This is a genomic window from Planococcus sp. SE5232, assembly GCF_050686535.1.
Classification (GTDB): domain Bacteria; phylum Bacillota; class Bacilli; order Bacillales_A; family Planococcaceae; genus Planococcus.
In genome coordinates this window covers 1-13,590 of sequence record NZ_JBOGCP010000006.1, presented here as the reverse complement: position 1 = coordinate 13,590, position 13,590 = coordinate 1, and the positions used below count along the sequence as shown (strand labels likewise).

Sequence of the window (13,590 nt, the reverse complement as noted above, 5' to 3'; positions counted from 1 at the left end):
GAAGAGTCGAGGCTTTTCGGGTTTTGTGTTTTCTAGAGTGAGTTTTATTGTGCGTCTCCACATTTCTAGTTGTCCAGTTGCGACGGGCTGTTCCTCGGGACGTAAGCCACTCTGGCTGTGCGACTGAAAAAACGCCGCTTCGCCAAAGTGGCTTACGCCTGTCGGACCAGAACGCCCGTCTCCACTTTTCGTATTGTCCAGTTGCGGTGGCCAATTCCTCGGGACATAAGTCAACTCGGCTGTGCGGCAAAGAGCGCCACTTCGCCGATTCGCCTTATGCCTGTCGGAACTGAACGGCCACCTCCACATTTTTAATTGTCCAGTTGCGACGGGCTGTTCCTCGGGACGTAAGCCACTCTGACTGTGCGGCTGAAGAAACGCCGCTTCGCCAGAGCGTCTTACGCCTGTCGGACCAGAACGCCCGTCTCCACATTTCTTGTAATTATGCTACACTAGAATGTACAGGAACGTAGAAAGAATGGGTGAAATCATGGCGACTAAACATGAACAGATATTGGATTATATTGAGACTTTGGCAGTGGGCGAGAAAATTTCGGTGCGGCGCATTGCGAAAGATCTGCAGGTGAGTGAAGGTACTGCTTACCGTGCGATTAAAGAAGCGGAAACCAAACGCTTGGTGTCGACGATTGAACGTGTCGGGACGATCCGGATTGAACGTAAGAAAAAAGAGAATATCGAACGTCTGACTTACGCGGAAATCGTCAATATCGTCGATGGTCAGGTATTGGGCGGCAGAGCCGGGTTGCATAAATCCCTCAACAAATTCGTTATCGGAGCCATGCAGCTGGAAGATATGATGCGCTATACAGAGGCGGGCAATCTGCTGATTGTCGGCAACCGCTATAAAGCACATGAGTACGCGCTTCGTGCCGGAGCAGCTGTGTTGGTGACGGGTGGATTTGAAGCGTCCGAACAGGTCAAAAAACTGGCGGACGAATTTGAGTTGCCGGTCATTTCGACGAGCTACGATACTTTTACGGTAGCGACGATGATCAATCGGGCGATTTATGATCAGTTGATCAAGAAAGAGATTCTTTTGATTGAAGATATTTTAATTCCATTGGAAGTGACGGCGCATTTGAATCTGAAAGATCCGATCAGCCGCTATCATGACCTGAATGAAGAAACGACGCATGGTGGATTCCCTGTGGTCGATCAAGCCAATAAACTTGTAGGCATCATCACGTCTCGGGATGTGATTGGCCATCCGCCTACTGAATTGGTGGAAAAGGCGATGACCAAAGATCCGATTACCGTCTCTATGCAGACAAGTGTCGCGGCGGCGGGGCACCGCATGATCTGGGAAGGCATCGACTTAATGCCGGTAGCGGATGATCACGGCAAACTGAAAGGGGTCATCAGCAGGCAGGATGTGCTGAAGGCGATACAAACCGCACAACGGCAGCCGCAACAGGGTGAAACGATTGACGATATCATCAAAAGTCAGCTTCACCAGCAGGCAAGCGATAAGTTGATCCTGGAGTTCCGTGTCACGCCTCAAATGACCAATGCCTATGGATCGATTTCCCATGGCGCATATACAATGATTCTGACAGAGGCGGCAGGAGCGGCCTTAAAAACAAGAAACCGGAAGGATAGTGTATTGGAAAATATTGCAATCTATTTCCTGAAACCGGTTCAATTGGATGCACTGGTGTTCGTCAGGCCCAATATTTTGGACATAAGCCGAAAATCCGCAAAAGTCGAAGTGGACGTTTCCTTGGAAAACGAAATCGTTGGCAAGGCGATGCTGACTTTCCAACTATTGGATCGTTAATCTAAATCAAGCGGAATCAATAGATAACATTAAAAAGGCAGGAGCCGGACTCGGTAAACGAGTCCAGCTCCTGCTTGAGCATTCTTATGTGCAAAGAAAGGCGTTTAAGGGTTCAAGTCTGCTTCTTCTTCAAGGAATACGTGGTAATGCCTTGCTGCTTTGTAGTTGTAGTATACCAACGCCAAGCCGAGTACGATGAAAATGGCTGAAACGATGTACGTAATTGTTGATTGGAAAACGAACAGCTGGTTGATTCCAAAAAAGGTGACAAAACTTCCTAGAGCCATGGACGCACGTGCGGCATACCATTTCTTTCGGATTGGCAAGACGCTGCGTGTCCGGAATTGCTTTGTTTTGTTATAAAAATAAATGACAAATGATACAATGATTAAAACAACGAATATTAACATAAGGACCTCCTGAATTCCAAAACTCATTATCATTGTACTGAGAACTGAGCAAAATTGCGAATGGATTTCCTTATAAATGGAGGAACTCGGAAATGAACAGTCAAATCGTCGACACAATTAAGCAATACAGCACCATCATTATTCACCGTCATGTACGGCCAGACCCGGATGCTTATGGTTCCCAGTTGGGATTGAAATATCTATTGGAACAGAATTATCCGGATAAGCGTATTTTGGGTGCCGGCGCACATGATTACACGATGGACTTTCTGGATTTTCCTGATACCGTAACGGATCAGGACTTTGAAGGGGCATTGGTGATTGTGACCGATACCGCAAACACCGAGCGAATCGACGATCAGCGTTATAAGAGAGGCGCTAAACTCATCAAAATCGACCACCATCCCAATGACGATGTCTACGGTGATATTGTATCCGTCGACACGACAGCCAGCTCCGCTTCTGAATTGATCTATGATCTCTATACATATGGCCGGGAAAACGAGGGATGGACCTTATCTGCAAAAGCGGCGCGTTTATTGTATGCAGGAATTATCGGTGACACCGGTCGCTTCCTATTCCCAAGCACAACGCAAAAGACCTTTGCGATTGCCGGCGAACTCATCAAATACGATTTCGACCGCGATGCATTGCATAATGGCATGTATGAAATGGACCGTAACTTATTGCATTTGCAGGGATACATGTACCAGAATTTCAAAATGGATGAAAATGGCGCTGCCCACGTCAAAATCACCAAAGACATTTTAAAGGAATTTGATGTTACGGCGACCGATACCTCTTTACTTGTGGGCTCACTCGGTAATGTCAAAGGCATGAAAGCCTGGGTCATTTTAATAGAAGAAGATACGGAAATTCGTGTGCGTCTGCGTTCGAAAGGCCCAATCATCAATACATTGGCGAAGGAATTCGGCGGCGGTGGCCATCCGATGGCTTCCGGGGCAACGGCTTATTCCTGGCAGGAAGCTGACCGGGTAATCGAGCGCCTCGCTGAAATCTGTGCTGCTGCAAACTAAGAAGGGAGTAGAGTGTCAATGGTTTATCCGCATATAAGCACATCGGCTGATTTGCTGAAAAGCACGGTGCGCCTTGACGAACTTTTCCCGTATTTGAAAGAGCAGGGAGCCGCTTCAGCCGCAATCGTCAACACCAAACTATATGGCATTCTCCCATTTTGGGAAGCGTGCCGCCGTGCCGGCATCCATGGGGTGATCGGCCTTTCGGCATTTATCGAGTTTGAAGAACAGCAGTATCCGGTGGTTTTCTATGCTCAGTCGAATAGCGGCTACGGGAATCTGTTGAAGATTTCCAGCGCCCTTTCGACAAGAGATAAAGAGGCGATACCGGAACAATGGCTGAAAGCCTATCGGAACGGCTTGATTTGCGTGGTTCCAAACAAACCCGAATGGCTGCTGACAGATCGCAGTCCTGTATTCCGATACATAAAAGAGTTGTTTGGTTCAGCAGCATTCGGAAGTTTAGAGCGGCCTGGTGGGATTTCATCTGAACAGGAACAGGCATTTGCCGAACTCTGTGATCAGGCAGAACTGCCGATCATCGCATCGCATGAAAGCCGTTATCTGCATCAGCAGGATGCCTTTGCCTATGAAGTGGCATCCGCAATCGGCCAAGGCCTGAAGATGAATGATCCGGAAAGGAAAAAGCCTGAGCACACCCATGCATATGTCCCAAGCCGCCAGGAGTTCGAAACCTGGTTTGCCGATCAACCGGAATGGCTGGAGCGTACGGCCCAAATGCTGAAGAGCTGCCAGGTGACGATTCCCATGGACCGCCAACTGCTTCCGGTGTTTCCGTTGCCGGCAGAAACCGATAAAGCAATTTTTATTTCAGAACTCTGCAAATCAGGGTTGGAAGAGCGGGTTCCAGGCTATTCACAAAGCTACCAGGAACGACTGGATTATGAACTGTCGGTGATCGGGACGATGGGCTTTATCGATTATTTCCTGATTGTTGCAGATTTCATGAAGTATGCGAGAGACCAGGATATTCTGACAGGTCCGGGCCGTGGATCTTCTGCCAGTTCGCTGGTTGCCTACTCATTGAAGATCACGGATGTAGATCCGATTGAACATGGGTTGCTGTTTGAACGGTTCCTGAATCCGGAGCGGATTACACTGCCGGATATCGACATTGATTTTGCCGATTACAGACGTCATGAAGTGGTGGACTACGTAGCGAAAAAATACGGTGCAGTCCGAACGGCGCAGATTATTACATTCGGCACCTTATCAGCCAAAGCAGTTGCCCGGGATACTGCCCGTGTTTTCGGCTTCGAAGCAGAAGAACTTGAAGCCATTTCAAAAATGATTCCGAACCGGCCAGGCACGACGCTGCGCTCTGCCTTAAAAGAGTCTCCAGCTTTGAACGATTGGATCATTGAGCGGGAAGAACGCAAATCCTGGTTCAAGACAGCTTTGAAATTGGAGGGCCTGCCGCGCCATGCCTCCACCCATGCAGCAGGCGTGATTTTAAGTCCGTCGCCGTTAGTTGACCATGTACCGATCGAAAAAGGCCATGAAGGCATTTATTTGACGCAATGGCCCATGCAGGAACTGGAAGCGATCGGTCTGCTGAAGATGGACTTTCTGGGGTTGCGTAATTTGACGATCCTGGAGCAGATCCGCGGTCTGGTGTATTGGGATACTAAAAAACGCGTCGACTACCGCAGCATTCCGCTCCAGGATGCAGACACCTATAAGTTGTTGGCTTTGGGTGATACCACCGGGGTTTTTCAATTGGAGTCCGACGGCATGCGGCGTGCGCTCCAGCAGATCAAACCAACAGCCTTTGGGGACATTGTCGCGGTCAACGCGCTGTTCCGGCCAGGCCCGATGGAATTCATTCCTTTATACGCAAGACGGAAACATAAACAGGAAGCTGTAAAATATGTCCATCCGATTCTCGAGCCGATTTTAAGTGAAACTTATGGCGTCATTGTCTACCAGGAGCAGATCATGCACATTGCGGCGAAGATGGCCGGTTTTTCGCTTGGGGAAGCCGATCTGTTGCGCCGTGCTGTCAGCAAGAAGAAACGTGAAATTCTGGATGAAGAACGGGCGCATTTCACCCGCGGAGCCAAAGCCAAAGGATTTACTGAAGCCGAGGCATCGGAAGTCTATGATTTGATCGTCCGTTTTGCCGATTACGGCTTTCCGAAAAGCCATGCTGTCGCTTACAGCCTCATTTCATATCAGTTGAGCTATATGAAGACCCATTATCCGGTCTACTTCTATACAGGCCTATTGACCAATAGCTCAGGCAATGCCGAAAAGACCAAACAGCTGTTGCAGGAGATAAAAGAAAAGAAAATTCCGCTGCTGCCGCCTTCCGTCCAAAGGAGCCGCCATTCGTTTTCAGTGGAAGATGGCCAGATCCGGATTGGCTTGAACGCGGTAAAAGGCGTGCCGGGAACGACCGTGAAAGCTTTGATGGGTGCCCGGGAAGATGGTCCGTTCACCAGCCTGTTCAATATTGCCGAGAGGATTTCGGCTTTGCATTTTAACCGGAAATCGTTTGAACCGCTGATCAAAGCAGGAGCGCTTGATGATTTCGGCTATGACCGGGGAGTTTTATTGGCTTCGCTGGACAGCGCCATCAAGCATGCAGAGCTCGTCAAGCCGAATGAAGATCCCGGATTGTTTGATGATATGGGATCGAGCTTCATGAAACCGAAATACACAAAAGCAGCAGAGCTGCCTGAAAGTCTGAAGCTCGATTTCGAAAAAGAGGTCTTTGGGTTTTATTTGTCCAAGCATCCGATTGAACGCGAGAAAGAAGAGCGCCAAAAATCCTTCGTTGAGCTGAAACTGCTGAAGACGAAAAAGGACCGGGAATCTGTGAGGGTACTGGGCATGGTGGAAGACATCAAACGGATCCGGACGAAGAAAGGGGACGCGATGGCCTTTCTGACGTTGATGGATGAAACAGGTCCGGCTTCCATTACTTTGTTTCCGGTGGAGTATGCCAAATACAACCTTCTTCTGGAACCGCATGCCATCCTTGAAATCCAGGGCGTAGTCGAAAATCGCAACCAAAAAACAGCTATTATCTGCAAAAATATCGAAACCTGACTGCTTTTCTAAAAGAAAAGCAGTTTTTTCTTTACGTGGCACTGTTTTTTTTGTAAGGTATAGGATATGAGTGGCCAGACCACTTTCAAAAAAATGGGAACTGAGGAACTGTCATGAATCAATCGAAACGATATTTGGATATAGTACGGGACATTCGTGATATGATTCGGCAGGAAAAAATCAAGCCGGGTGACCGGATTCCATCTGAAAGGGAACTGGCTGAAACCATGCAAGTCGGCCGCTCGACTTTACGGGAAGCGCTGCGCAGTTTGGAGTTATTAGGGTTGATTGAAACCCGCAGAGGCGAAGGAACTTTCCTGTCTGACCACAGAAACCAAAAATTAGTTGAAGTCCTGTCAACTTTCGTTCTACAGGACAATCAGTCACATGAGGATGTTTGGGAAACGCGCCTGCTCCATGAGGTCGCGGCCATCCAGGCAATCTGCCGAAACGAAGCAGCCAGCCAAATGAAAGTTTGGGAGAGTTTGCGGCTTCGTCTTGAAGATGAAAGTTTTCTGCGGGAAGACTTTGTCCGGGAACTGATGGTATTGTCCGGCAACCGTTTATCATTGAAAATCTGGTTCTTGCTGAAGCAATACAGCGGAAATCCATACGACGGGACCGTTTCATCCGAGGAAATTGGCAGTATGAACGATATATTGGCAGCAATTGAACGACAAGACGCAGATACAGCCATTCATGGGTTCAAGGCTTGGAGTGAATGGCTGCAAAAGGAGAGAATACGCAATGGCAATGATTCGTGATATTTTTAAACGCAATAAAGACAGTAAAGAAGCAACTATTCCTTCGAAATCTGCCAAAGATGTTCCGGAGGGATTGATGACCAAATGTCCTTCCTGCAAGGAAATCACTTTGACAAAAGAGTTGAAGAAAAACAATAAAGTTTGCCCGAAATGTGATCATCATTTCAAGATGACCGCTTATGAGCGCATAGACAGTCTGCTGGATGAGGGAAGCTTCGAGTCGATGGATGACCATTTAAAATCGGAGAATCCGCTCGGTTTTCCTGGCTATACGGAAAAAGTTCAAGCAGACAGCGAAAAAACCGGTTTGAACGAAGCTGTTTTGACGGGATCCGGTAAATTGCAGGGGCAGGATATCGTTCTCGCTGTGATGGATTCCCATTTCCGGATGGGGTCAATGGGATCAGTTGTGGGGGAGAAGATTACGCGTGCAATTGAGGCGGCTACTGACCGCAAATTGCCGTTCATCATTTTTACAGCAAGTGGCGGAGCACGTATGCAAGAAGGTGTCCTGTCTTTGATGCAGATGGCGAAAACCAGCGTAGCCCTTAAGCGCCATAGCAATGAAGGCCTGCTTTTCGTATCGGTCCTGACACATCCGACAACAGGTGGGGTGTCGGCAAGTTTCGCATCAGTAGGAGACATCAATATCGCTGAACCGAAAGCATTGATCGGTTTCGCAGGTCGACGCGTCATTGAACAAACGGTCCGCGAGAAATTACCGGAAGACTTCCAGACAGCGGAATTCCTGTTGGCTCATGGCCAATTGGATGCAGTCGTCCATCGTGCTTCCATGCAGAAGACATTAGCGACGATTGTGCATCTCCATACGAAAGGGGCTGTTGCAAATGGCTAAGAAGAATGGAAAGAAATCGATGCCTTTTGAAGAACCGCTCATCCAGCTGAGAACAAAGATTTCAGAGCTGAAAGAATATACAGCAACTGCAGAAGTGGATTTGAATTCCGAAATCAAGTCGTTGGAAGACCGGTTCTCCAAACTTGAAGAAGAAATATACGAGAACATGAAGCCTTGGGATCGCGTACAAGTAGCCCGCCACCCGGAGCGGCCGACAACGCTCGATTACATTCCGATGATTTTCAATGATTTCATTGAATTGCACGGAGATCGCCTATACGGGGATGACGCCGCGATTGTCAGCGGAATCGGCTCTTTCCATGGCCAGCCGGTCACGATCATTGGCCATCAGCGTGGCAAGGATACGAAAGAAAATGTCAGACGGAATTTCGGCATGCCGCATCCCGAAGGTTACAGAAAAGCATTGCGGCTCATGAAGCAGGCAGAGAAATTCAAGCGCCCGATCATTTGCCTCATTGATACAAAAGGTGCCTACCCGGGTAAAGCAGCCGAAGAGCGCGGCCAAAGTGAAGCGATTGCGCGGAATCTCGTGGAAATGGCTGGGCTGGAAGTTCCTGTCCTGTCCATCGTCATCGGAGAAGGCGGAAGCGGCGGCGCGTTGGCGCTGGGTCTCGGCAATCAGATCTTGATGCTGGAGAATTCGACATTCTCTGTCATCTCTCCTGAAGGAGCAGCTTCGATTCTATGGAAGGATTCGGCTCTTGCCCAAACAGCGGCGGAAGCAATGAAGATCACGGCTCCAGATTTGCTGGAGATGAAAATAATTGAACACATGATTCCAGAAGTTCGCGGCGGTGCCCACCATGATCCAAAAAGACAGGCTTCCATCATTTCAGTAGCGATCAGACGCTCTCTCGAGGAATTGAATGGCATGACCGGTCAGGAACTGATCGACCAGCGGTACCGGAAATTCAAATCAATCGGTGTATTCAGTGAGTGAAGGAGGACCGCCTCGGCGGTTCTTTTTGTTTTCAAAAAATAATGGAGTGGACTGAATCATTGAAACCACCCTGGTGTGTGCAACAAAATCTTAACATAGTTAGGGTCTATTCAGGACTGACAGTAGCGCTTTGGCGTGGTAAGGTAAACAGAGTAAATGGACTGCAGGAGGGGTATTATGAAGAAAATTGGAGTATTGACAAGCGGAGGGGATTCACCGGGCATGAACGCGGCTGTCCGGGCAGTTGTCCGTAAAGGGATTTTTCATGGCGTAGAAGTGGCTGGCGTTTATTCCGGGTATCAGGGATTGATCGAAGGCAATATCAAAACGCTGGAAGCAGGCGATGTCGGCGACATCATCCAGCGTGGAGGCACGAAGCTTTACTCTGCGCGCTGCGAAGAATTCCGCACCAACGAAGGCCAATTAAAGGCGATTGAAAACATGAAAAGAGAAGGTCTTGAAGGACTGGTGGTCATCGGTGGAGACGGATCTTACCGCGGAGCGATGGCTTTGACGGAAAAAGGGTTTCCATGTGTCGGCGTTCCAGGAACCATCGACAACGATATTCCGGGGACTGATTACACCATCGGTTTTGATACGGCATTGAATACAGTCATCGAAGCGATCGATAAAATTCGCGATACGGCGACAAGCCATGAGCGGACATTCATTGTGGAAGTGATGGGACGGGACGCTGGCGATCTGGCATTATGGGCTGGCCTTGCCGGTGGAGCAGAAACCATTCTGATTCCGGAAGACACCTATGATATCGATGACATTATTGACCGTCTGCAAAAAGGCCGCAACCGCGGAAAGCGCCATAGTATCATCATCGTGGCTGAAGGGGTCATGGGCGGCAACGAACTTGCCGACCTGATCAAAGAAAAAGCGGATATTGAAACGCGTGTTTCAGTACTTGGCCATATCCAGCGTGGCGGTTCACCGACAGCGCGAGACCGTGTTCTGGGCAGCTTATTTGGTGCCCGAGCGGTGGAAGTTCTGCTTGAGGGTGTCGGAGGGCGAGCTATTGGCATGAAGAATCATCAGGTGGTAGACTATGGTATGACAGAAGCATTCACTGCTGAGCACAATGCTGATATGAGTTTATATACCCTATCCAAAGAACTATCAATTTAAAACGGTAAATGGAGTGAGCCTATTGAGAAAAACAAAAATTGTCTGCACAATTGGACCGGCAAGTGAATCACCGGAACTATTAGAACGTTTAATCGAAGCGGGGATGAACGTCGCCCGTTTAAACTTTTCACACGGTAATCATGAAGAACACGCTTTGCGCATCAAACGCATCCGTGAAGCGGCTGAAAAAGCCGATAAGATTGTCGGAATCCTGCTGGATACGAAAGGGCCGGAAATCCGGACCCATCAAATGGAGAACGATTCGATTGAATTGGTGACTGGCCAGAAAATCGAAGTTTCCATGACTGAAGTATTGGGAACTGCTGAACGGTTCTCGATCACTTATGAACAATTGATCGAAGATGTTGATACGGGATCAATCATTCTGTTGGATGACGGATTGATTGAGTTGCGTGTTGAGAGCCTGGACAAAGAGAATGGCATTATCCATACAATCGTTGAAAACGCTGGAACACTAAAAACTAAAAAAGGCGTCAACGTACCAGGGGTTTCGGTTCAATTGCCGGGAATCACTGAAAAAGACGCACAGGATATTTTATTCGGCATTGAGCAGAACGTCGACTTTGTAGCGGCTTCCTTTGTCAGAAGAAGTTCGGATGTCATGGAAATCCGCGGCCTGCTTGAAAAGAACGGCGGCTCGCATATCCAAATCATCCCGAAAATCGAAAACCAGGAAGGCGTCGACAATATTGATGAAATCATCATGGTTTCCGATGGCTTAATGGTTGCACGTGGAGATTTGGGTGTGGAAATTCCAGCGGAAGAAGTGCCGTTGGTTCAAAAATCATTGATCGATAAATGCAATAGCGCCGGAAAACCGGTCATTACCGCTACACAGATGCTCGATTCCATGCAGCGCAACCCGCGTCCGACACGTGCAGAAGCAAGTGACGTCGCCAACGCGATTTTTGACGGAACTGATGCGATCATGCTTTCCGGTGAAACGGCAGCCGGCCTCTATCCAATCGAATCGGTTGAAACGATGCACCGCATCGCAGAAACGACGGAAGCTGCTTTGAACTACAAGCAGATCGTCTCGACCAGAAGAAAAGAAAAAGAATCGAATATGACAGAAGCCATTGGCCAAGCTGTTGCTTATACAGCTTTGAACTTAAAAGTTCAAGCCATCATTGCTCCGACTGAAAGCGGCACAACTGCCAAGATGATTTCCAAATATCGTCCGGGAGCACCGATAATTGCGGTGACCTCTTCAGATCGGCCAGCACGGAAGCTATCTTTGGTATGGGGCGTTCAACCAATCGTCGGAACTTCAGTGGAGTCGACGGATGAGCTGCTTGAAAAAGCGGTGGATGAAAGCTTGAAGCATGGCTATGTGAAACACGGAGACCTTGTTGTCATCACTGCAGGCGTCCCGGTTGGCCAAGCGGGTACGACCAACCTGATGAAAGTGCACGTAATCGGAGACATCCTTGCAAAAGGCCAGGGAATCGGCAAAACTGTCGCTTTCGGTGAAACGGTAGTTGTCAGAAATGCAGAAGAAGCATTGGCAGTCGATGTAGAGGGCAAGATCATCGTCACCATCGGCACAGACCGTGAGATGATGCCAGCCATCAATAAATGCGCGGGAATCATCACTGAAGAAGGCGGATTGACAAGCCATGCCGCAGTTGTCGGCTTGAGTCTTGGGATTCCGGTCATCGTCGGTGTCAAAGAAGCAACTTCACTGATCAAGAACAGCTACGATATTACGATGGATGCGGAATCAGGCATTGTTTACCATGGCCATGCCAGTGTCCTATAATCAGAAGTCTGGACAATGAAGAAAGAACTGGAAGTTATACTTTCTTAAGTTATAACAAACAGTAAGGAGGCCGGTTAAAATGATGAAGTGGATTTTTCTGGCGTTAATTATTGTACCGTCTCTTGAATTGGCCCTGTTGATTTGGGCAGGAGGCAAGCTTGGATTCTTTGTTACGATGGCAATCATTGTATTGACCGGTTTAATCGGGGCTTTTCTTGCCAAGAAACAAGGCATAAAAGCATTAAAAGACATTCAAGAAGGTATGAACAGTTTTCAGGCTCCTGGAGATCAATTATTGAATGCGGCATTCATTCTGGTGGGCGGTGTTTTGCTGCTGACACCTGGATTTATCTCTGATGCAGTAGGGTTCACCATGCTTTTTAGCCCGACCCAGAAGATGTATAAGCCATTCATTTATCGATTGATCCATAAAAAGATGAAAAATACCCGGGTTATCGTAGGATAATCCCGGGTTTTTCTATCGTTTTTCAAAGGAAATTTAAATTCTATAAGCGTTTCCATTCACAAATTCTACAAAGTTGATTATAATGGCTAAGTAAGGAAATAAAAACAGAAGTTCATACACGCAGATGAGACATCATTCTGCATTTTTTTTTGGAATGATGAATTAGACTGAAGAAGGAGCGATTTAAATGACATCGTCAAAAGGTTTAGAAGGTGTAGTAGCAACCCAATCCGCCATCAGCTCGATCATTGATGACACACTTACATACGTCGGCTACGATATCGATGACTTGGCCGTTAACGCAAGCTTTGAAGAAGTGATCTACCTGCTTTGGCACCAGCGCCTGCCAAAAGCGGATGAACTGGCGGAACTGAAGCAGCAATTGGCGGACAACATGGCCGTGCCACAAGCTGTGCTGGATCATTTCAAGACATATGACATCAAGAACGTCCACCCGATGGCGGCTCTTCGCACCGCGGTGTCCATGCTCGGCTTGTTCGACGAACAGGCGGAAGTGATGGAACCGGAAGCGAATTACAACAAAGCCATCAAAATCCAGGCGAAGATTTCGACGCTGGTGACGGCCTTCGGCCGCATCCGCAACGGCCAGGAACCGGTCGCACCGAAAACGGACCTGAGCTTCGCAGCCAACTTCCTGTACATGCTGTCCGGCGAATTGCCGGAAGCGATCGAAGAGGAAGCCTTCAACAAAGCCCTTGTGCTCCACGCCGACCACGAATTGAACGCTTCGACGTTCACGGCGCGTGTCGCAGTGGCGACGCTGTCTGACGTCTATTCCGGCGTGACAGCGGCCATCGGCGCATTGAAAGGCCCGCTTCACGGCGGCGCCAACGAACAAGTGATGAAGATGCTCACGGAAATCGGCTCGGTCGACAACGTAGAGAAGGTCATCACCGAAAAATTGGCGAACAAAGAGAAAATCATGGGCTTCGGCCACCGCGTCTACCGCAAGGGCGACCCGCGTGCGAAGCATCTGCGTGAAATGTCCCAGAAACTGACGAAGATCCGCGGCGAAGAAAAATGGTACGACATGTCGGTGAAAATCGACGACATCGTCACAGGCCAGAAAAACCTTCCGCCGAACGTGGATTTCTACTCGGCTTCGGTCTACCACAGCCTGAACATCGAACATGACCTGTTCACGCCGATCTTTGCGGTTTCCCGCACATCCGGCTGGCTGGCGCATATCCTTGAGCAGTACGCAGACAACCGCCTGATCCGCCCGCGCGCGGAATACATCGGGCCTGGCATGCAGACGTATGTGCCGGTTGAAGAAAGATAA

11 protein-coding genes are annotated in these 13,590 nt (G+C 48.6%); 10 read left to right on the top strand and 1 reads right to left on the bottom strand.

Annotation, left to right across the window (positions count from 1 at the left end; genetic code table 11):
- Window positions 1–490 precede the first annotated feature (490 nt).
- A complete protein-coding gene (locus tag ACRC6Q_RS17130) occupies window positions 491–1,798 on the top strand; it encodes a DRTGG domain-containing protein (RefSeq protein ID WP_223642291.1) in 1,308 nt (435 codons plus the stop codon).
- Between the two features lie 104 nt (window positions 1,799–1,902).
- Here ACRC6Q_RS17130 and ACRC6Q_RS17125 read toward each other — a convergent pair whose 3' ends face one another.
- Window positions 1,903–2,208 carry a YtpI family protein gene (locus ACRC6Q_RS17125; RefSeq protein ID WP_223642293.1) on the bottom strand — a complete coding sequence of 102 codons (306 nt, stop codon included), beginning with the start codon at window positions 2,206–2,208 and terminating at the stop codon, window positions 1,903–1,905.
- A gap of 92 nt (window positions 2,209–2,300) precedes the next feature.
- Here ACRC6Q_RS17125 and ACRC6Q_RS17120 point away from each other — a divergent pair, with 92 nt between their 5' ends.
- From ACRC6Q_RS17120 to citZ, 9 genes are all read left to right on the top strand, one after another.
- Entirely contained in the window at window positions 2,301–3,245 is a 945-nt protein-coding gene (locus tag ACRC6Q_RS17120; RefSeq protein WP_431467124.1) for a DHH family phosphoesterase, read from the top strand.
- Window positions 3,246–3,263: 18 nt separating this feature from the next.
- Complete coding sequence (gene dnaE, locus ACRC6Q_RS17115) at window positions 3,264–6,320, top strand: DNA polymerase III subunit alpha (RefSeq protein ID WP_263298715.1); 3,057 nt, start codon at window positions 3,264–3,266, stop codon at window positions 6,318–6,320.
- Between the two features lie 113 nt (window positions 6,321–6,433).
- Window positions 6,434–7,084, top strand: a complete 651-nt coding sequence (locus tag ACRC6Q_RS17110; RefSeq protein ID WP_223642312.1) for a FadR/GntR family transcriptional regulator — start codon at window positions 6,434–6,436, stop codon at window positions 7,082–7,084.
- Window positions 7,068–7,940 carry an acetyl-CoA carboxylase, carboxyltransferase subunit beta gene (accD, locus tag ACRC6Q_RS17105; protein WP_223642314.1) on the top strand — a complete coding sequence of 291 codons (873 nt, stop codon included), beginning with the start codon at window positions 7,068–7,070 and terminating at the stop codon, window positions 7,938–7,940. Before ACRC6Q_RS17110 ends, accD begins: the two co-directional genes overlap by 17 nt.
- Window positions 7,933–8,901, top strand: a complete 969-nt coding sequence (accA, locus tag ACRC6Q_RS17100) for an acetyl-CoA carboxylase carboxyl transferase subunit alpha (RefSeq protein ID WP_431467123.1) — start codon at window positions 7,933–7,935, stop codon at window positions 8,899–8,901. Before accD ends, accA begins: the two co-directional genes overlap by 8 nt.
- A 177-nt stretch (window positions 8,902–9,078) precedes the next feature.
- The gene (gene pfkA, locus ACRC6Q_RS17095; RefSeq protein ID WP_223642325.1) at window positions 9,079–10,038 is read left to right on the top strand and encodes a 6-phosphofructokinase; all 960 of its coding nucleotides are present in this window, start codon (window positions 9,079–9,081) and stop codon (window positions 10,036–10,038) included.
- A 22-nt stretch (window positions 10,039–10,060) separates the two neighbouring features.
- Window positions 10,061–11,821, top strand: coding sequence for a pyruvate kinase (gene pyk, locus ACRC6Q_RS17090; protein ID WP_223642327.1), 1,761 nt, complete (start codon window positions 10,061–10,063; stop codon window positions 11,819–11,821).
- Window positions 11,822–11,900: 79 nt separating this feature from the next.
- Entirely contained in the window at window positions 11,901–12,287 is a 387-nt protein-coding gene (locus ACRC6Q_RS17085) for an FxsA family protein (RefSeq protein WP_223642329.1), read from the top strand.
- Window positions 12,288–12,474: 187 nt separating this feature from the next.
- A complete protein-coding gene (citZ, locus tag ACRC6Q_RS17080) occupies window positions 12,475–13,590 on the top strand; it encodes a citrate synthase (RefSeq protein ID WP_431467122.1) in 1,116 nt (371 codons plus the stop codon).